The following is a 19,287-nucleotide window of genomic DNA, read 5'->3' as shown; positions in this document are numbered from 1 at the left end:
TCGAGCTCTACGATCCCAGGATCCTCCCCCATTCATGGGGGAGGGGGACCACCGGAGGTGGTGGAGGGGGCGGCGCAATTTCCTCAGTGCAGAAACAAAAGTCCGGAAGCGCTCGCTCCTGGGCCTTTTTCCAATCTTACAAAAATTATTTGCCGTCGATCTGGCGGGCCATGATCGCGATGGCTTTTTGGTAGACGCCGGCAGCGTTCCAGCCCTGGATCGCAGCGAAGTTTGGTTCGCCTTCCTGATAGCCAGCGCCCGGACGCCAGCCGTGGCCGCGAAGGAAGTTGGCGGTGGACGCAAGCGCATCGGCACGCGAGCGGATCAGGTCGATACGGCCATCGCCGTCGCCATCGACGCCGTACTTGATGACGTTTTCGGGCAGGAATTGCGTCTGGCCGATTTCGCCGTGCGCTGCGCCGATTGCATCGGGGCTGAGATGGCCGCGATCAACGAGGGTGAGCGCTGCGTTCAGCTGGCGGGTGAAGAATTCGCTACGGCGGCAATCATAGGCAAGGGTTGCCACGGCCGAGACGATGTTCTGGTTGCCGAGGAAGCCGCCAAAGGCTGTTTCCATGCCCCAGATCGCAAGCAGGACGCCTGAAGGCACGCCATACTGGCGTTCGATCTGGTTCAGAAGCTGGGCGTTCGCCTGCTTCATCTGCTTGCCCTTGCGGACAATGGTCGCCGCGCCGCGCCGTTCCATGAACTGATCGAGGGAGAGCTTGAAGCTTTTCTGGCCGCGATCGGCCTTGATCGTCGCCGTGTTGTACTTCGTGCCCTGCAAGGCGTTCAGCGCTCGCTGGCCGTAGCCCTGGGCCTGTGCCTGGACCAGATAGTCTTTCTTCCAGGCGTTGAAGCCGTTGCCGTCATTTCCGCAGCTGGCGGCTTGCGCAATGCCAGTGGAAAGCCCGACAGAAAGAAGCGCTGCCGCGAGCACCTTCACTTTCGTCCGCATCATCGTAGCTCTTTCTCCTCGGTTGCCTGTTTGGCACCATCAAGATGCCCATCTATTGCCAATTTGTCACCGGGCCCGCACATGGACGTGGGATGCGGCAAATCCGGGGCAAGTAAAGCATAAAATGGAAAACGCAGAGTAACCTTGGGAACTGGGTGGCAAGAATGAGCTGACGGATGCGCTCCGGGCTGATGCCTGCTCACCCGGATTTGGTACTCTGAGGGTTGTTGAGTGCGAGAAGCACCGCGACGCCGTGCGGCAAGAGCTCCGACATTCGCTCCAGCGCGCTCGCCGCCACGTGCTGAGCCGTCTTGGCCCATCTTATGACGAAGATCACCGCGTCGGCATGTTGTGCAAGATAAAGGCCATCGACCGCAGAGTTGAGCGATGGCGCGTCAAGGATGACATAGTCGAAATTGCGGCGTGCCGACGAGATAATGTGGCCGAATGCGTCGCTCGCGACCAGCTGGTCGGTGGGCAAGTCGGCGCTGCGCGCGCCGACGATGGATAATGCAGGTGACATCGGATCTCGCACGAGAAGGCTGGTAATGTCGCGATGAGGATCGTTTCGGATCAGGATGTCGATCAGGCCGGTTGAGGCATCGACGTTTAGGTGGTGGCTGAGGCGAGGGCCGCGCATGTTGCAATCCACGATCAGCACCCTTCTTCCGGTCACCGCGTAGGTTCTGGTGAGCGAGAGGGCGAGGGTTGTCTTTCCTTCCTCGGCAAGTGCTGAAGATATGACGATGACCCTGCCGCGTCCTGTTTCGTTCGCATGACCGCCCTTGCGCAAGGCCGTATCGAGGATGGCCCGAATGCGGCGCACTGCTTCGGCATAGCGAGACAGGGGGGCGTCTATGATCGCGTCGGAGATCGACCCGTAAGTGACCGCGCTGCGAGGAACGGTTGCCGCCACCTTGCGTCGAAGCACCGCCTGCATCTGCTGTTCGCTGGTAAAGCCGCCAATGTAGTTTTCGAACAGGAAGGCAAGCGCAATCCCCAGCCCAAGCCCGCCGACGGCACCAAGCGCCAGCATCAGCGGTTTGTTCGGAAAAATCGGTGAGATTGGCGGGATTGCCGCTGACACGATTCTACTGTCTGCAAGCTGGGTGGATGCCTCGGTCTCCAGCGCCTGAAGGCGCGAAAGCATTGCCTCATAAGATGAGGTTGCGATCTGGGCCGCCTGTTGCAGGCCGTAGAACGGGGTCAGTATGTGCGGTGGAAGGTTGCTGTGGAGCATCGCGGATCCCATGGCTCCGCGCAGAGCCGCTACTTCTTTGTTGGTTGCAGCGAGTTCGGAGCGAAGCCCGAAAATTTCATCATTTGCGATCTGGGCGAGGCTGGTTTCCAAATTCGACAGACGTTCATGCAAAACAGGGCTGGCCGGGCGCCCAATGTCTGTGCCGCCCAGCGCCTGCAGAAGCTCGCTGCGCATCCGTTCAAGCTCCGGTATCTCCGCGCTTTCGAGGCTTTTTGCTAATCCTGACCAGTCTGAGCGTGCCAGATGAGCTCCGATTCTTTCGATGCGCGAAAGGGTGACCTCGGAGCGTTTCGTGACGCTTTCCAGTTGTGCGCGCAGAGCTGCGATCTCGCTGTCGCCGGTTGCGGCTACAATGGCGTCCACATTGTCGAAGAGATAGACGTTTCGGCGCGAATGACCGAAGCGCGGGCCTCGCTCAGCTGGCTTTCAATCTTGTCACGTCCGGCCATCGAAGCTGAAATTTTTTGCTCGAGCTGGCGTTCCACATAGGTTTGCGCGATTGCGTTGGCGAGTTGCGCAGCCCGTGCCGGATCTTTCGAGCGCACGCTTATCGCAATGACAAATGTCGTGCCTCGGCGATTGATGGAGACCCTCTTCTTCAGCATATCCAGCGCCCGCATTTCGACATCAGTCTCGCTGCTTGGCGGCGTAGGGATGAACGGAAGATACCGGGCGAAAATCGCACGCAGACTTCGGTCGGCGGCAAATTCTCCGTCCTCAGCAAGATTTTCGTTCCCGCTGACCAGGCCGAGAATTTGGTCCGAGCGGAGGATTTCGACTTCACTGTCGACATGCGCACTGTCGCCGGAACTGCTGGTCGACGAGTTGCCCGGTTGCATCAGATTGGTGCGGTTCGGGTCAAATAGAACGAGAGCCGACGAGTTGTAGATCGGTGGCAGAAGAAGGGTTGTAGCCGCGGTTGCGAGCGTGACCAGCACCGCTGTCGCCAGTATGAGCCTTGTATGCCGGTGCAGGAGCTCGGCAAGCTGACGCAGCTCCATACCGCTTCTCGTCGATTGGTCAGATGTGTGCGTTCTGGGCGCCTGATCCGTCGCAGGCAACAGTTCGTAAAAGTTGTTGCTGAAGTTGTGCCTCATGCCAAGCCCCATGGCGCAAGGAAGTACTTTAGCATTCAATAATAATTATAACAATAATTTATGCGGTTGCCTGTTCCGAAGTGTAGATCTACCAGTAATATCTCTGAAGGTATTGGGTCTGCGGTCGTCGATAGTTGGCGTGAGTAATAGAGGTGGCAGCGCGGGTTCTAAATACCTTCCTGTCCATCACCTAAGGCATGACATGCCAACCGCTTCCCGCCAGGGAGAGAGAGAATGTCGGGCATTCTGATTTCGGTGGCGCTGGGCTTTATCCTCGGTATGAGATTCTCGTTAGGGGTCTGGTTTGCTGGCGCGCTTGCCGTCACAGGCTCTGCAGTCTTCGGTCTGTCCAACATCGGCGAAATGGCTTGGGCCGCTGCCTTTAGGGTGGTCGCATATAATTTGGGTCTGGCAGGGGGCTTGCTCGCAAGCAGATACCTGCCCCGTTTATGATCAGGCGATAAAGAACCCGCCCCGACTAAGCTGATCCGAAGGCAGCCTTTTCTTGAAGCCTTCTGCGTTTCGCGTTTGCGAAGTCGGCTGTGCGTGATAGTTGCGATCCTATGGGCTCTCGATTGCCCACTTCCCTTCTGAGCGGCCACGCCATCGGCCCCGGAACGAAAGAGCAGGCATGCTGGACGCAAACTTCACCGACATTGTCATCATCGCTTTTGGACTGCTCGCTGCCGGCGCGCTGACCGGTGTTCTTGCTGGCGTCTTCGGCGTCGGTGGCGGCGCGGTTATCGTCCCTGTTCTTTATGAGCTCTTTGGCGTGCTGAATGTGCCGGATGAAGTTCGGATGCCGCTCGCCGTCGGCACCTCGCTCGCGGTCATCATTCCGACCTCCATCCGCTCGTTCAATGCGCACCGTAAGCATGGGACGGTCGATCTTTCGATCATCCGGGTCTGGGCGATCCCGGTTGTGCTGGGGGTCATGGGGGGCAGCTTTATCGCACGCTACGCGCCAGCTGATCTGTTCAAGATGGTGTTCATCCTCGTTGCCGGTGTGTCCGCATTCAGGCTTCTGTTCGGAAAGGACAGCTGGAAAATCTCGGATACGCTGCCCGGCAAGTGGGTCATGCGGGCTTACGGTGCGCTTATCGGAGTGCTGTCATCGCTCATGGGGATTGGCGGTGGGCAGCTTTCAAGCCTGTTTATGACGTTTTATGGCCGTCCGATTCATCAGGCGGTCTCGACCTCATCTGGCCTCGGCGTGCTCATCTCGATCCCAGGGGCCCTCGGCTACATCTATGCCGGCTGGCCGCGCGCTGCGGACTTTCCGGAAGTCGCTGTCATCCAGCCACCGCTTGCCCTCGGCTTCGTCTCGCTGATCGGCGTACTTCTGATCTCACCGACCAGCGTTCTGACGGCACCGCTCGGCGTGAGGCTTGCGCATGCTTTGCCAAAGCGGAAGCTCGAGATCGCGTTCGGCTGCTTCCTGCTATTCGTGTCGGGACGTTTTCTCTTCGACCAGATCAGCACTTATTTGTAGCGGCGCGGAAAGGTTGAGACCGCGCATGAGGCGATCTCGACGCCGTGCCGCAAGGCATTCTCAAGAGATGCCCCCGCGATATGTCTTGCCAGATACGCCGCGTTGAACGTGTCGCCTGCACCGACCGTGTCGACCACCTCGACCTGTGGCGCGGCGACAGAAATGTTCTGCCCGTTTCGAAACGCATTGGCACCTTCGGCACCGCGCTTGATGATCAGCGTGGATGTGGCGGGGATTGCGCCGAGGAGGGCGTCTGCGCCACCGAAACCGCTGGTTTCCTCTTCATTCAGAAGCACGTGGTCGCAAAGCTGGAGCCACTCGACCATGGTCTGGCGGAAATGATCAGTCCAGCCCTGCGGCGGCCAGCCGGGATCGATCGCGGTCTGCCAGCCTCGTGCGCGAAGCTTGGTCAGCAAATCGCCAGTCGCATCGCGCAGTTTCGGCATCAGGAGATTGCCTGACAAAATTGCGACCGCCCCCTTGAAGGGAGCTGGATCGACACGCGCAAGCAGCGCTTCAGGAGTGGCGCGTTGTAGGTGCCCGGGCGTGGTAAAGAATGCGCGGTCGCCGCCCCGGTGCACGATGCCGACGGTGGTCGTGGTCATCCCCGGATCGTCGATCCAGCGACAATTGTTTGCGTCAAATTCACCTCGAAGCCAGACGCCGTTCGGGTCGTCGCCGGTGGAGGCGATGAGGAGATGTGGTTCGCCCAGTCCCGTTAGCGCAAGTGCCGTGTTGCCAGCCGACCCTCCGGCCCGCATTTCGGCCCGATCAACCTCGATCTCGGTGCCGATTTCAGGCCAGCCATCCACCGGGCCAAGCACAAGATCGACATTGACGTTGCCAAGGACGAGCAGTGGAGCGGTCATGCTTCGCCGTCCGTCACCTTCGACGAGCGCTGCGGCACACCCATGTCCAGCAATCGATGGGCGGCGGCATCGATGATCAGAGCCTGGAGTACGGGGAGAAGCTGTGCGGGTGCCGCGAGACCGTTCGCTGCGGGAAGCGAAATGGTTGAGGCACCTTCGATTTGAACCAGCCCTTCGCCGATGTCGATCATTACCAGCGGAACGCCCCAGGCCATTGCCTGCCACGCAAAGCGGGTGATGTTGGCTTCGTCCGGACCTGATCTGCGGACCAGAAGCAACGCTGTCTGGTTGCTCAGTGCTTCCTGTGGACCGTGAATAAGCTGGCCAAGTTCAAGCGCGATGGCCGGAGTTCGTGCAAGCTCCATAAAGGTCAGGGCGCAGCATTCCAATGCCGGAACCGCCTCCGCGCGCGAGGCGAGAAAGAGAGATCGACAATGGGTCAGCGCCGAAATCGCCGCCTCTGGCAGCTCTGGGTGCTGATAAGGCTGCGACCACAACTGCCGCAGCGATGTTAGGTCTACTCCCAAAGCCTCAAGGACCGCGCCGTGCAGCGCAAGGGTAACGCTGATGCTGCGCGTTGCAGCAAAGGGAAGCTCGGTCGCGCCTTGCCCGATGAGGCAGGGCACCGATCGCTCAAGCAGGCTCCCCTCCTGAAGCGTCAGGCCATAGACATCTCGAGTGTCCGTGTGATGGCCGAGCCACACACGCACCTCTCCGGAATTTCCCGATTGAGACGTCAGGAATACAACCTGGCCGCCAGAAGCTTGCGGTTGACGCAAGTTCTCCGAGATCGGTTCGGTGCGTACGTCGATGCCAGCGGCACGGTAAAACCCGGCCGCCATTCGGTTTGACCAATGCGACGCGCCCATGCCCAGCAGCAGCAGACGGTCGCGCGCTCTCAGTCGAGAGGCGATCTCGCGGGCCAGCTCGCGATTTTCATCAAGGGTTGCGAGTGCGTCGCCATTTTGCCGACGCATCTCGTCAATCAGGAGTTCGCGCTGCGATGGACCGTCAGCGGGGGCGGGCGACAACCGGGACATAATTCTCAAGCTCCGGTTCGGGGAACCGCACCGTGCGGCCCAACTCAGCTGACATGTAAAGGCCCATCAGGATTTCAACCACGGCAAGGCCATCGTGGAAAGTCTCGAGCGGCGTTTCGCCCTTGCGGAAGCACTCGACCATATGACGGTTCTCGTCCGTGTAGCCGTAGACGCCGGCTTCATCCTCAAGTACCGGCATCAGACCCTGCTCGGCATTCTGCTTTTCGACAAGGTCCTCGCCCTCGGCACCGCTGACCGCGCGAGACATGAACACCTTGAGGCCTGTCGAGAGCGAGTTGAACTCCATGGCGTATTCCGGGCCAAGCAGCTCCAGCTGGATGCGTAGCCCCGCGCCGACATAGGCCCACGAGGTCGTTGCCTCGATCATCAGTTCGTTGCCGTCCTCGTCCTCAAGCTCGATTGTCCCGCGCGCAAAATCTTCGGAAGGACGGTTTCGGTAATCGACCTCCGAGCCAAAACGGCTGCGAAGCTGGTCGGCATAATGGGGCCGGGTCCATTTCAAATTCGCGACAGTGCCATTGACGGCCTTGACCTTCAGCGAGTTGCGGGGTGCGTCAGGGGCGGTCAGAAGATGACGGGCAACTTCAACCGAGTGGCACATCATGTCAGACAGAACGCCGCCGCCCTGCTTGTCTCCTTGCCAGAACCACGGCTCATGCGGGCCCGCATGCTCTTCCGCAGCGCGTGCAAGGTAAGGCCGGCCCGTTGTCGATGCAGCGCGACGCCAGATGATCTCCTTGCCGCGCAGGACCGGGGTGCAGAAGACCTGATTTTCGAGGTAGCCGTGGTTCAGTCCGGCATCTTCCACCAGGCGCACCATTTCGCGCGCTTCGGCGACGGTGCGCGCGAGCGGCTTCTCGCAGGCGACGGCGAAGATCTTGCTACGGCCTTCCGTCTTGAGACGGTGCAGCTCGCGCATCACATCAAGACGCGTGTCGTTTGGTGACAGAATCCAGATGGCGTCGACATCATCGGCGGTCAGCAGGGCTTCGAGCGTCTCGTGCGTGCGGCAATTCCCCAGCCCGTGTTCGGTGACTGCATTGGCGAATGTCTGCCGCTTCTCGGCGCTGCGGCTGTAGACGCCGGTCACATCGACATTGCGAACGCCAATCATCGACTTCAGATGGAAGTGAGCGATGAAGCCCGAGCCGACGAAACCGACACGCAATCTCTCTCTGGTTTCAGCCATGTTTGATGTCCTCCCTCAATTCTCGCGGACGGGACCGGTCGTCCCGCGTATTTTCAAGATCGTTGGCATCACCACCGGATCAGGTGGCAGATCAGCTTCGCCGATGACGTCCAAAAGCAGGGACATGGCCTTGCGGCCAATCTCGGCGCGCGGCTGGCTCACCGTCGTCAGTGGCGGAAACAGCGCCTGGCTCAGATAAATGTCGTCGAAACCCACGACCGAGACGTCGGCGGGAACATCAAGGCCACGCCTGCGCAATTCATGGATCGCGCCGAACGCCATTTCGTCATTGGCGCAAAAGATGGCCGTCGGCGGCTCAGGCAGCTCCCAAAGTTTCGCAGTCAGTTCCTGCCCCGTACGAAGGAGGTAGTCGCCACGCTGCTCATAGGCGGCGGGAATGTCGAGGCCCGCTGCTTGCATCGCCTCGCGCCAACCGTCTCGGCGCAACGTCGCCATCAGTTCCGGGAGGGGACCGGTGAGGTGAGCGATGCGGCGATGGCCCAAGCCGATGAGGTGCTCGACCGCTTCACGAGAAGCGCCGCGATTGTCGATCTGCACATGCGGCAGGCCATAACCTTCAATTGTTTCCAATGCGACGACCAGCGGGAGCTGGGACAAAGCACTGCCTTCGGACTCGAGCCTCGGAGGCAGCTTGCCGGTCATCAGGATCATTCCGTCGGCATGGCCGTCCCGCAGCATGTCGAAATATTCCGTCTCGCGGCGCGGGTTGTTCTGGGTGTTTCCCATGAGGACGGAGTAGCCGGCATCGCTGGCTGCTTCCTCGACCCCTTTCATGACTTCGAGGTAGAAGGGATTGCTGATGTCCCGGACGACCATAAGCACCGACATGGAGCGTTGGGTGCGAAGATTTCTCGCGCTGACATTCGGGCGGTAGTTCATCGCCCTCGCGGTCTCGCGAATGCGCGAGAGCGTTGGTTCGGCGACAAGGCCACTGCCTGAAAGCGCGCGCGATACGGTGGCGGGTGAAACGCCCGCCCGCTCGGCAATGTCCTTGATCTTGGGCCTGCTGTTCATGCGCGCATGGCCTTCCCGCGGCCGTAGAACAACATCAGGAGCAGCAGCGTTGCGCCGAAGATCATCTGGCGTCCGGACTCATCAATATTCACGGTGGTCAGAATGCCCTGAAGCACGGTGAGCATCATCGCGCCTGCCATTGTGCCGGTGTAGCCGCCCTTGCCACCGGCAAGCGAGGTTCCGCCAAACACCACCGCGATGATCGACGGCAGCATGTACTGCTCGCCAACATTGGCGAAGGACGAGCCGGAATAGCCGATCAGGCAAATGCCGGCGATGGCGGCGAAGACACCGGAAAGCGCGAAGAGCGAGATGCGGATTGCCGCAACCGGAACGCCTGCCATGCGCGCCGCCTGCTCATTAGATCCGATCGCATAGATGCGGTGACCGTAGACCGTGCGCGACAAGAGGAAAGCGAGGAACAGACCGATCAGCACCCAGAGCCAGATGATGCCTGGGAGCCCCAATAGGAATGGCTGCGTGACGAATTGGGAGAGGCCGGGTGCTGCGCGCCCGGACGGGATGCCCTGGCGAATGACAACAAGAAGGCCTTGCAGGACGCCGAGCATGCCGAGCGTCATCACCAAAGGCGGAATGCGCATCAAGGTGACGCCGACGCCGTTGATGAGGCCGATCAATGCTCCGGTGGCGACGCATCCGAGGATGGCGAGCGGAATGCCGGCATCCTGGCCGTTCATCAGATTTCCAGCGATGATGGCCGACAGCGAAACAACGCCGCCTACGGACAGATCAATGCCTTCGCGCCCGCCGAGGATGACGAGATTTTGGCCTGCCGCGACGATGCCGAGCAGAGCCGCCACGATCAAAAGGCGCATGATCTGCGTTGGCGAGGCAAAGCCGGGCGAAAGCATTTCTCCAACGATGAGCAGCAGGAAGATCAGCGCCAGAGCGACGATGATGGGGGTCTTCAAAGTGTCGACGAGCCGGGTCATGCGCGTGCTCTCCGGCCAATCAGGATCCCGGCGACCAACGCCACGAGGATGGCAAGGCCCTGGACAAGGTTCTGCCACTCTGACGGTGTGCCGACGAAGTAAACGAGGGAGTTGATGAGGCCGATGATCAGCGCGCCGAAGACCGAGCCGACCACCGTGCCATAGCCCCCGGCAAGCGCGGTTCCGCCAAGAACGACCGCTGCGATGGAGTAGAGGGTCATCTTGCCGCCGACCAGCGGATCGCCACTGGCGGTGTCACCGGTGATGCAGAAGGCGGCAAGGGCTGCGAACACACCGCACATGGCATAGCCGCGTATGCGGATCGCCGTGACCGGCAGGCCGCTTTGATAGGCACCCTGCGCGTCGTCGCCAACGGCGAGCAGTTGCAGTGCGTGACGCGTGCGGGCGAGCAGATAGAGAATGACCGCCAGCAGGGCCGCGGCCCAGAACACGAACGGAACGTCGAGAATGCGTCCACCATAGGTCCGCCAGAAGGTGGCGGGAGCGGGCGTTCCGGCGACCGGCATCACCCAAAGCGCAAGACCGGTAAAGAAGATCGAGGTGGCAAAAGTGGCGACGATAGCCTGCAGGCGAAAGGCCGCGACCACAATGCCATTGACGATGCCACAGGCGAGGCCAGCGCCAAGGCCGATGGCCATGGCCGCGAGGACGGAGACACCACTGTCGCCCAGCGAGGCCATCACCGCGACGATGACCACATTGACCAGCGAGACAATGGCTCCGGCGGAAAGGTCAATGTCGCCGGCATAGACGACATAGGTTTGCGCGACGGCGAGCAGCATCAGCGCCATGTAGGTCTTGATGAGACCAGTGATGCCGACAAGGCTGACGCTCCGGGGCTGCCAGATGCCATTGAGCGCAAGCAGCACCAGCATGATGATCAGCGCCGGCAGAAACGGATAGGCTTCGATGAAACGTTTGATGCCGCCCGGTCTGCGCGGCGGTGTGGCAACAGCATCAACCATCATGCTGTCTCCTGTGACGGGTGAGGGGTAGGGGTGTCAGCGCGCCCCGCGAAACGACCAAAACAGTCCTCATCATGCGGCCTCGTAGGCGGCTTCGTAGAGGTTGAAGCGGGTCCGCTCTGCGCCTGTGAGTTCCCGGGTGATGCGTCCGCCATTGAAGACGAGGATGCGGTCGGAATTGCTGAGAAGTTCTGCGTCTTCGGACGAGTACAGGACGATCGCCATGCCCTCGGCCGCGAGTGTGCGCACCAGCGCAAACAGATCTGCCTTGGCCGACAGGTCAATGCCTTTGGTGGGGTCATCGAGCAGCAGCACCTTGGGTCTATCGATCAGCCAGCGCGCGATCACGATCTTCTGCTGATTCCCGCCAGACAGCGAGCCTATCGGATGAGCAAAGCTGGCGAACTTGGTCTTCAACGCTTCAACCGCGGGCGTCGCCTTGCGTTTCAAAGAGGCCGGGCTTGCAAGCCTGAGGCGATTTCGGAGGAAATGGATCGGGGTCACGTTCTCAAGAATGGGGCGGCCCTGGATGACGCCGTCGCGGCCGCGATCGCCCGAGACGTAGGCAAGACCGGCTCTGATCGCGGCGCGCGGATCGTGCGGCCGATAGCTCGCGCCCTCAAGCGATACGTCGCCGGATGTAACCGCGCCGGCACCAAACAGTGCGCGCAGCACCGAAGACTGGCCCTGACCGTGCAAACCGCCGAGGCCGAGGATCTCGCCCTGCCTGACCTCAAAACCGATATCGGAGAAGCCAGCGCCCGACAGATTGGCAAGGCGCAGCGCGACTGGGCCAGAGGCCGCCGAACTTGTCTGCGCCTGAGCAGCGATGGCGGGTTCTTCGCCAACCATCATGCGCACAATTTCTTGCGCGTTGGTGTCAGCGATGCGCGAGGTGCCGATCGTTGCGCCATCGCGCAGAACGGTCACCTGATCGCCAATGGAAAAGATTTCATCCATGCGGTGGGAGATGAAGACGATGGCGCGGCCTTCCTGCTTCAGGCGCGTCAGAATTTGAAAGAACCGATCCACCTGGGCGCGGTCGAGCGCCGAAGTGGGCTCGTCAAATATGAGGATGGAAGCTTCGCTGGCGAGCGTCTTCATGATCTCGACAAGCTGCCGCTGGTCAGCACGAAGGATGTCGACTGTGGCGTCGGGGGAAAAACCTTCGCCCGTCACGCCGTCGAACAGGGCGATGTAGCGGGCCGCGCGCTCAGAGAGCGTCTTGCGGTCGACAAACGGACCCTTCATCGGCAGATCGGGAAGGCAGATATTCTCCTCTACCGTGCGGCGAGCCGCGAGGCTGAGCTCTTGGTAGAAAATGCCGATGCCAAGCGCCTTGGAAGCTCGCGGCCCGCTCATGGTGACCGGTTTGCCGTCGAGCAGCACTTCGCCCTTGTCCGGCCGAACAGAGCCGGCGACGATCTTGCAAAGCGTGCTCTTGCCGGACCCGTTCGATCCGATGAGAACGTGCACCTCGCCGGCCTGCAGCTCGAGGTCGCCGCGGCTGAGCGCCACCGTTGCGCCGTAAGCCTTACTTACGCCGCTGATCTTCAGCTTCGCCATGTCGTGGATCTCCTGCCTTCAGGCGGAAGCGGGGCTGACCCCGCTTCCGGTCGTGGAGGAAGACTTACTTGAACAGTGCCTCGGCCTCGTCGATCGAGAGGGCGCTGGTGTAGGAGTAGTAGCCCGGCTTGCCGTCGACCTGCTTTGCCGCTTCGGCAAGATTGTCAGAGTCAATGAACGGGATCGGCAGATACATAGCGTTCTTGTACTGGCCCGCCGTTGCCGGCTCCTTCAGTTCACGGCCCTCAAGCATGAAGACGGCGACGTTCAGCGCTGAGGCCATCACGCCGGGAGGGTTTACCGATGCGCCGGAGTTCAGCTTTTCAGCGGTCCAGAGATCGATGAAGTCCTTGCGGATCTCACCGGTTGCGGCGATGTCGCCGGCCTTGCCGGCATCCATGATCGACTTCCACGCGCCGGCAGCCATGCCGTCCTGCACCCAGACGCCGTTAATGTCCGGGTTGGTGGCGAGAAGGTTCTGCATCGCCTGCTGGCCCTGCGCCTGATCCCAGTTCGCGTTCACCTCGTTGACGATCTTGATGTCCGGGTATTTTTCGAAGACCGAGCGGTACCCAGCAACACGCATCTCATTGGCCGGGTGGCCGGCGACGCCGTTAATGGCAACGACATTGCCCTTGCCGTCCAGCGCCTTGGCCAGCCATTCCGCACCAGCGGCACCCCAGGCCGTCTGGTCGATGCCAACGTAAAGAGCATCAGGAGAAGAAACTTCAGCGTCGGTGGAGATCACCAGGATCCCGGCTTCCTTTGCCTGGGCAAAGACAGGGTCGAATGCGGTCGGGCTGTTGGGGTTTATAATGATCGCGTCGACGCCCTCATTGATGAAGTTGCGCACGTGAGCAATCTGACCCGGCACGTCGACATTGGCGCTTTGCACCACCACCTCGACATTATGCCCCTTTTCCGTCCAGGCGGCAGCGGCAGCCTGGGCTTCTTCGATCATCTGGGTGCGCCACTCCGAGCCGACCCACCCATTGGAGAGTCCGATCTTGTAGTCTGCTGCTGCGGCGGCTGAGGCGGAAATCGCGGCGGCGGCAACGCCGGCGAGTCCAAGCTGGGTCAGTTTCTTCACAGGTTCCTCCCTTGGTGCGAACTGATGAAATCGATTGTAATTGGATAATGAAATCGATTTCAAGAAATTTCTGCATCGAGTCTCGCCCACGTTACTTCGGATTATTGCGGAGCCTTAAGATCAAACGATTTTTTCAACCGCAGCCAAGGTGTGGCAGTCGTCGTCTGCCAGGTGGGAAGACGTTCCTGCCCTGACCGCAACTTTTGTTGGAATAATATTCCGAGCGCACTGAAGAAATGAGAGCGCGCTGCCAAGGCACATCAGTGGGCCAATGCTACATTCCGCGCAATTTATGGATTCAGTTACCGAGGAAGATCAGATGTCCCGTTTGCCACTTCGCACCATCGAGGATGCACCCGAAGAAGCCAGGGAGCGCTTGATTGCCGCAGAAAAGAACAACGGCTTCCTGCCGAACCTGCTGCGCGTTCTCGCCAATGCGCCGGTGGCGTTGGAAACCTACCTGACCGTTGGCGGTATCAATGGCCGCGCCTCGCTGACCCTTGCCGAGCGCGAGGCTGTGCAGGTGACGGCTGCCGTGACCCATGGCTGCGGCTTCTGCGTGGCTGGCCACACCGCCATCTCGTACAAGAAGGCGGGCCTGGACGAGGGTGTCGTCAATGCATTCCGCAACAAGACGACTGTTCCCGATGCGCGCCTGAACGCTGTCGCTCGCTTTACCGAAGAGGTCATTGCCAGCCGCGGCGCGGTGTCCGATGAGGCGCTCACGACGTTCAAGGCTGCCGGCTACACGGACCAGCAGGCTCTTGAAGTGGTGCTTGGCGTGAGCCTCGCGACCCTTTGCAACTTCGCCAACAATCTTGGCCAGCCGCCGCTCAATCCGCAGCTTGAAGCGTATCGCTGGGAGCCGGAAAGCGTTCAGGCAGCAGCAGAATGAGCCAGCGCGTGAACCTTCCTGCCGATCTCGTCGAATGGCTTGCCGGCGTCGCTTGCGATGTCGACACGGGCGCAGTTCCGGCGGCCGAGATCCTGCCGCGTCTTGCGAGCGCAGGTCTGGTTCGCGCGGGCGTTCCTGTTGAAAAGGGCGGCACCGGCGGAGACATCGTCGACGGCATTGCCGCCATTGCCGCGGTTGCGGAGGAGTCGCTGGCAGCCGCTTTCATCCTCTGGGGCCAGCGGACCTATGTGGAATATCTGCTCCAGAGCCCGAACGGGGTGCTGGAGACGCAGCAACTGGGGCACATTCTCGACGGCCAGGTTGCGGGCGCGACCGGGCTTTCCAATGCGATGAAGTTCCTCGCGGGTCTCGAGCCTCTGCAGATCGTGGCCGAGGCCGATGGCGATGACCTGATCCTCAACGGCAAGATGCCGTGGGTGACCAATCTGCGCCGCGACGGTTTCCACGTCGCTGCAGCGGTCGATCAGGCCGATGGCGGCCCGGCGCTGGTCGTCACCGTTTCGCATAACGATGAAGGCCTCGTGCGCTCGGATGATCTCGAACTGATGGGCATGTGCTCGTCGGATACGGCAGCGCTGACGCTGACCAATGTGCGCATCCCGCGCGAGCGCATCTTCTCCGACAATGCCGGCCAGTGGCTGCCGAAGGTGCGCCCGGCCTTTGCGGGTCTTCAATGCGGCATGTCGATTGGCCTTGCTCGCCGTGCGCTGAGCGAAGCTGGCAAGATCGCTGGCGCTGGGCGCAGCGTACTTGGCGAGCCGACCGCGCATCTGATCCAGCGTCTCGATCGCGCCGAAGCACGCATGTACGAAGGGCTTCGTAGTCACGAGTTTGAAACCAATGCCGTGCCGCTGTTTGAAATTCGCATCGAGCTCGCCGAGATCGTCGCCGAAGCCGTCTCGCTCGAATTGCAGGCATCTGGCGGCAAGGCCTATCTCGCTGGCCCCGGCCGTTCCTTTGCGCGCCGCTGGCGTGAGGCGGCTTTCGTGCCGCTGATCACGCCAAGCCTGGTTCAGCTCAAGGCGGCCTTGCTTGAAAGGCAAGCCGCAGCATGAGTGTTGATGCGACACCTGCCCTGAGCGCCCGCAATGTCGGCCTGCGCTATGACGGCGCGGACAAGCCGGTCCTGAGCGGCTTCAGCCTTGATCTTTCCAAGGGTGAGATTGTCTCGCTGCTGGGCTCCAGCGGCGTGGGCAAGTCGAGCCTGCTGCGGGTGCTGGCTGGCCTGCAGCAGCCGAGCGCGGGACAGGTCGAGACAGGTGGCCGCGTCGTTTCAGGCGTTCATCCGCGCCTCGCCATGGCCTTCCAGAACCCGGCGCTGCTTCCGTGGTTAGACCTTGAAAGCAACGTCGCCTTTGGGCTGGACTTCAAGAAGCAGCCGAAGATCAATCGTTCCGAGCTTCAGGCTCGCGTCGATCAGGCTATTCACGAAGTTGGCCTTTCGCAGGCGCGAAAGCTGCGCCCGGCTGCCCTGTCGGGTGGAATGGCGCAACGCGCGGCATTGGCACGCTGCCTTGCCCGCGAGCCGCAGGTGCTTCTGCTCGACGAGCCGTTTGGCGCCCTCGATGAGGTGACGCGTGCTGACATGCAGCGTCTGCTGATCAAGATCGTCAGCGATTACGGGACCGCAGCCGTGATGGTGACGCACGACATTGATGAGGCGCTCCTGGTGTCCGACCGGATCATCTTGCTGGGCGGATCGCCCGCCTCCCAGATCGGCGAATGGGCGATCGACCTGCCAAAGCCTCGCGAAGATTTCGTCGAAGAACTTGGCCAAATTCGCGTCGAGATCGTCTCGACGCTGCGCAATGCGGTTCGCCGCCATTAATCACGGATTAAACCGATGCCGACTGATGATTTCCTGTTCTCCCGCCGCGATATCGTCAAGCTGTCTGCTCTGCTGACCGCGTCAGGCGCGATGCCGTTCCTGTCTTCGCGCAAGGCGCGTGCTGCCGACGAACCGGTGAAAATCGGCTATCTGCCGATCACAGACGCCACGCCGCTTCTGGTGGCGCACGGCAAGGGCTTCTTCGAGGCTGAGGGGCTGCAGGCTGAAAAGCCGATCCTGTTTCGCGGCTGGTCGCAGATCGTCGAGGCATTCCTCGCCGGTCAGGTCAACGTCGTGCATCTGTTGTCGCCGATCACTGTCTGGGCGCGCTATGGAAGTCAGACGCCGGCGAAGGCGGTTGCCTGGAACCACACCAGCGGGTCTGGCCTCAGCGTCGCCTACGACATTAACTCGGTGGCAGATCTTGGCGGCAAGACCGTCGCCATCCCGTTCTGGTACTCGATACACAACGTCGTCCTCCAGAAACTGCTGCGCGAAAACGGTCTGAAGTCGGTGACCCGATCGTCAGGCCAGATCGCGCCAGATGAGGTCAATCTCCTCATCATGGCCCCGTCCGACATGGTGCCTGCGCTTGCGGCTGGTCAGATCGCAGGTTACATCGTTGCCGAGCCGTTCAATGCGGCCGCCGAGGTCAACCAGGTCGGCAAGGTGTTGCGCTTTACCGGCGACGTCTGGAAGGATCACGCCTGCTGCGTCGTCTTCATGAACGAACAAGACCTCAATGAGCGCCCCGAATGGTCGCAGAAGGTTGTCAACGCCATGGTCAAGGCGCAGCTTTGGACCCGCGACAACCGTGCCGAGACCGCGCAGCTTCTGTCGTCGGCCAACGAGAACAAATACACGCCGCACAGCCCGGAAATCCTGTCGCGCGTCCTGACGCCGACCGACGAGGATTTGGCCGAATACGTCAAGACCGGCGCAATCAAGCATCCGGAGTGGCGCGACCGCCGCATCGACTTCCAGCCTTACCCGTTCCCGACCTACACCGAGGAGCTGGTCAAGCTTCTGAAGGAAACGCATGTCGAGGGCGACCGCGCGTTTCTCGATGAGCTCGACCCGGCCTTTGCCGCGCGCGACCTCGTCGATGATCGTTTCGTCAAGAAGGCGATCGCGGAAGTCGGCGGCCTTCAGGCGTTCGGTCTTGCGGATTCCTTTGACCGCCAGGAGGTCATCGAGGCGTGAGTGTCTTTGCCGATGAGATGAGCCAGGCGTCTACGGGGAGCACAACGAGCGTGGTTTCACCCGACAGGGCGGCACTGCGGCGTCGCGCGCTGCATGCTGCGCTGGGACTGTCTGGCCTTCTTCTCATCCTTGCACTCTGGTGGCTCGGCACTGATGTCCTTGCAGCCGAACGTAGCTTTGCGCGCCGTTTCTCGCCGACGTCAGCCTTGCCTGCGCTGGTAACGCTGCTGAGCGGTCCGGATCTGTGGGTGCATATAGCCGTCAGCCTCAAGCGGGTGCTGATCGGGCTTGCGGCCGCACTTGCGGTCGGCGTGCCGCTTGGCCTTCTCGTGGGCGCCTCGCGCCTTGCGGAAGCGGCTACGACGCCGGCATTCCAGTTCCTGCGGATGATATCGCCGCTGTCCTGGATGCCAATCGCGGTGATGATGTTCGGCGTCGGCGATGCGCCGATCTACTTCCTGCTAGCCTCCGCTGCAGTCTGGCCGATCCTCCTCAACACGGCTGCTGGCGTGCGTCAGCTTGATCGTCATTGGCTGCTTCTGGCGAAGAGCCTTGCGGCGACACGCTTCGAAACCCTCACTCGGGTCGTCATCCCGGGGGTGCTCGGAAACGTCCTGACCGGGCTTCGGCTTGCGATCGGCATCACCTGGATCGTGCTGGTGCCGTGCGAGATGCTGGGCGTGCAGGCCGGCCTTGGCTACTTCATCCTCGATACGCGCGACCGCCTTGCTTATCCCGAACTGATGGCGACAGTGATCGCGATCGGCGTGATCGGCTACATCATCGACCTGGCTGCGCGCAAGGTCGTCCAGCGCTACGCACCCGCAAACGCCTGAGCTTTGAGGTGGGGGCGGTAGCGCATCGCCACCGCTCCGGATGCTGCGATGTGCCACGATCTTTGTTGCAGGAAACAGATCCCGCAAAGGCGCAGGGATGGGCGTCTATGAACCAATCGTGATTTCGGTTTTTTACCTCTCTTTTCCTATGGATTCGTCAGGACAGAAGATCATGCGGCGGGCCCGCATGCACTGACAGGGGAGGGTGCCCATGCATCGTCGCAAAGTTCTGATCGGTGGCAGTGTTATGCTGATCGCTGGCACATCGCACCTTTTCGCGGGAGAAATCATGAAAAATACGCCGCTTCACGATGCCGCCCAAAGAAATGACGTTGCCGCCGTTGCCCAGCTCTTGCGCAAGGGTGCGGAGATTGATGCACGAAATGCGAGTGGTGCCACCCCGCTGCTTGTGGCTACCCACGCCAATGCGATCGACGCGGCCAGGGTTCTGATCGAAGCTGGCGCAGATGTGAATGCGAAGGACAACATCACCGACAGCCCCTACCTTTATGCCGGCGCGCGCGGACATCTCGAGATCCTCAAGATGACGCTCAAGCATGGTGCCGACCTGAAAAGCACGAACCGCTTCGGCGGCACGGCTCTGATTCCAGCCGCTGAGCGCGGGCATGTTGAAACGGTGAAAACCCTGATTGAAGCGGGCGTTGACGTCGACCACGTCAACAATCTGCATTGGACTGCCCTGCTCGAGGCCGTCATCCTCGGCGATGGAGGCAAGCGCCATACCGAAATCGTCGACCTGCTGGTCAAGGCTGGCGCAGACGTGAACCTTGCCGATCGCGACGGTGTAACGTCTCTCCAGCACGCGCGAGAGAGCGGTTATCGCGAAGTCATCGAGATCCTTGAAGCAGCCAACGCCCGCTGACTGAGCCGAGGCAATCGGCGTGCCTCATCCCGCACAACAGGTCTGGCACGTCGCAATGGTGCCG

19 protein-coding genes are annotated in these 19,287 nt (G+C 61.1%); 8 read left to right on the top strand and 11 right to left on the bottom strand.

Annotated elements, in window-relative coordinates; translation table 11 throughout:
- Positions 1 to 145: 145 nt before the first annotated feature.
- The 3 genes from IOD40_RS09320 to IOD40_RS09310 form a co-directional block, all read right to left on the bottom strand.
- Positions 146 to 961 (bottom strand): lytic murein transglycosylase, encoded by an 816-nt coding sequence (locus IOD40_RS09320; RefSeq protein ID WP_198476274.1) that lies wholly within the window; start codon positions 959 to 961, stop codon positions 146 to 148.
- A 196-nt stretch (positions 962 to 1,157) separates the two neighbouring features.
- Positions 1,158 to 2,582: a polysaccharide biosynthesis tyrosine autokinase gene (locus tag IOD40_RS09315; protein WP_198476273.1), complete on the bottom strand. Its 1,425-nt coding sequence runs from the start codon at positions 2,580 to 2,582 to the stop codon at positions 1,158 to 1,160.
- On the bottom strand, positions 2,567 to 3,220 hold the full coding sequence (locus IOD40_RS09310) for a Wzz/FepE/Etk N-terminal domain-containing protein (RefSeq protein WP_198476272.1): 654 nt from the start codon (positions 3,218 to 3,220) through the stop codon (positions 2,567 to 2,569). The genes IOD40_RS09315 and IOD40_RS09310 overlap by 16 nt, the downstream gene beginning before the upstream one ends.
- A gap of 330 nt (positions 3,221 to 3,550) precedes the next feature.
- On the opposite strand from IOD40_RS09310, the gene IOD40_RS09305 reads away from it, so the two are divergent.
- Both IOD40_RS09305 and IOD40_RS09300 read left to right on the top strand, forming a co-directional pair.
- The gene (locus IOD40_RS09305) at positions 3,551 to 3,769 is read left to right on the top strand and encodes a hypothetical protein (protein ID WP_198476271.1); all 219 of its coding nucleotides are present in this window, start codon (positions 3,551 to 3,553) and stop codon (positions 3,767 to 3,769) included.
- Between the two features lie 178 nt (positions 3,770 to 3,947).
- Positions 3,948 to 4,808, top strand: coding sequence for a sulfite exporter TauE/SafE family protein (locus IOD40_RS09300; RefSeq protein ID WP_198476270.1), 861 nt, complete (start codon positions 3,948 to 3,950; stop codon positions 4,806 to 4,808).
- Here IOD40_RS09300 and IOD40_RS09295 read toward each other — a convergent pair.
- The 8 genes from IOD40_RS09295 to IOD40_RS09260 all read right to left on the bottom strand — a co-directional run bounded on the left by IOD40_RS09295 (position 4,799) and on the right by IOD40_RS09260 (position 13,557).
- Positions 4,799 to 5,677 carry a carbohydrate kinase family protein gene (locus tag IOD40_RS09295; RefSeq protein WP_198476269.1) on the bottom strand — a complete coding sequence of 293 codons (879 nt, stop codon included), beginning with the start codon at positions 5,675 to 5,677 and terminating at the stop codon, positions 4,799 to 4,801. The genes IOD40_RS09300 and IOD40_RS09295 overlap by 10 nt on opposite strands.
- A complete protein-coding gene (locus IOD40_RS09290) occupies positions 5,674 to 6,717 on the bottom strand; it encodes an SIS domain-containing protein (protein WP_198476268.1) in 1,044 nt (347 codons plus the stop codon). Before IOD40_RS09290 ends, IOD40_RS09295 begins: the two co-directional genes overlap by 4 nt.
- The gene (locus tag IOD40_RS09285) at positions 6,689 to 7,927 is read right to left on the bottom strand and encodes a Gfo/Idh/MocA family protein (RefSeq protein ID WP_198476267.1); all 1,239 of its coding nucleotides are present in this window, start codon (positions 7,925 to 7,927) and stop codon (positions 6,689 to 6,691) included. Before IOD40_RS09285 ends, IOD40_RS09290 begins: the two co-directional genes overlap by 29 nt.
- Before the next feature lie 15 nt (positions 7,928 to 7,942).
- A complete protein-coding gene (locus IOD40_RS09280; protein ID WP_198476266.1) occupies positions 7,943 to 8,962 on the bottom strand; it encodes a LacI family DNA-binding transcriptional regulator in 1,020 nt (339 codons plus the stop codon).
- On the bottom strand, positions 8,959 to 9,915 hold the full coding sequence (locus IOD40_RS09275; protein WP_198476265.1) for an ABC transporter permease: 957 nt from the start codon (positions 9,913 to 9,915) through the stop codon (positions 8,959 to 8,961). Before IOD40_RS09275 ends, IOD40_RS09280 begins: the two co-directional genes overlap by 4 nt.
- On the bottom strand, positions 9,912 to 10,904 hold the full coding sequence (locus IOD40_RS09270) for an ABC transporter permease (protein ID WP_198476264.1): 993 nt from the start codon (positions 10,902 to 10,904) through the stop codon (positions 9,912 to 9,914). Before IOD40_RS09270 ends, IOD40_RS09275 begins: the two co-directional genes overlap by 4 nt.
- Before the next feature lie 69 nt (positions 10,905 to 10,973).
- The gene (locus IOD40_RS09265; RefSeq protein WP_198476263.1) at positions 10,974 to 12,467 is read right to left on the bottom strand and encodes a sugar ABC transporter ATP-binding protein; all 1,494 of its coding nucleotides are present in this window, start codon (positions 12,465 to 12,467) and stop codon (positions 10,974 to 10,976) included.
- Between the two features lie 64 nt (positions 12,468 to 12,531).
- A complete protein-coding gene (locus IOD40_RS09260; protein WP_198476262.1) occupies positions 12,532 to 13,557 on the bottom strand; it encodes an ABC transporter substrate-binding protein in 1,026 nt (341 codons plus the stop codon).
- Positions 13,558 to 13,876: 319 nt separating this feature from the next.
- Between IOD40_RS09260 and IOD40_RS09255 the strand changes: the two genes are divergently transcribed.
- From IOD40_RS09255 to IOD40_RS09230, 6 genes are all read left to right on the top strand, one after another.
- Positions 13,877 to 14,452 carry a carboxymuconolactone decarboxylase family protein gene (locus IOD40_RS09255; protein ID WP_198476261.1) on the top strand — a complete coding sequence of 192 codons (576 nt, stop codon included), beginning with the start codon at positions 13,877 to 13,879 and terminating at the stop codon, positions 14,450 to 14,452.
- Positions 14,449 to 15,528: an acyl-CoA dehydrogenase family protein gene (locus tag IOD40_RS09250; RefSeq protein WP_198476260.1), complete on the top strand. Its 1,080-nt coding sequence runs from the start codon at positions 14,449 to 14,451 to the stop codon at positions 15,526 to 15,528. The genes IOD40_RS09255 and IOD40_RS09250 overlap by 4 nt, the downstream gene beginning before the upstream one ends.
- Complete coding sequence (locus IOD40_RS09245; protein WP_198476259.1) at positions 15,525 to 16,301, top strand: ABC transporter ATP-binding protein; 777 nt, start codon at positions 15,525 to 15,527, stop codon at positions 16,299 to 16,301. The genes IOD40_RS09250 and IOD40_RS09245 overlap by 4 nt, the downstream gene beginning before the upstream one ends.
- A 15-nt stretch (positions 16,302 to 16,316) precedes the next feature.
- Positions 16,317 to 17,504, top strand: coding sequence for an ABC transporter substrate-binding protein (locus IOD40_RS09240; protein WP_198476258.1), 1,188 nt, complete (start codon positions 16,317 to 16,319; stop codon positions 17,502 to 17,504).
- Positions 17,501 to 18,340 carry an ABC transporter permease gene (locus IOD40_RS09235; protein ID WP_325099697.1) on the top strand — a complete coding sequence of 280 codons (840 nt, stop codon included), beginning with the start codon at positions 17,501 to 17,503 and terminating at the stop codon, positions 18,338 to 18,340. The genes IOD40_RS09240 and IOD40_RS09235 overlap by 4 nt, the downstream gene beginning before the upstream one ends.
- Positions 18,341 to 18,551: 211 nt before the next feature.
- Entirely contained in the window at positions 18,552 to 19,223 is a 672-nt protein-coding gene (locus IOD40_RS09230; protein ID WP_198476257.1) for an ankyrin repeat domain-containing protein, read from the top strand.
- The last annotated feature ends 64 nt before the right edge of the window (positions 19,224 to 19,287 follow it).

The organism is Aquamicrobium zhengzhouense (genome assembly GCF_016124105.1).
In the GTDB taxonomy this organism is placed as follows: domain Bacteria; phylum Pseudomonadota; class Alphaproteobacteria; order Rhizobiales; family Rhizobiaceae; genus Aerobium; species Aerobium zhengzhouense.
This window is presented reverse-complemented; position numbering and strand designations above follow the sequence as displayed.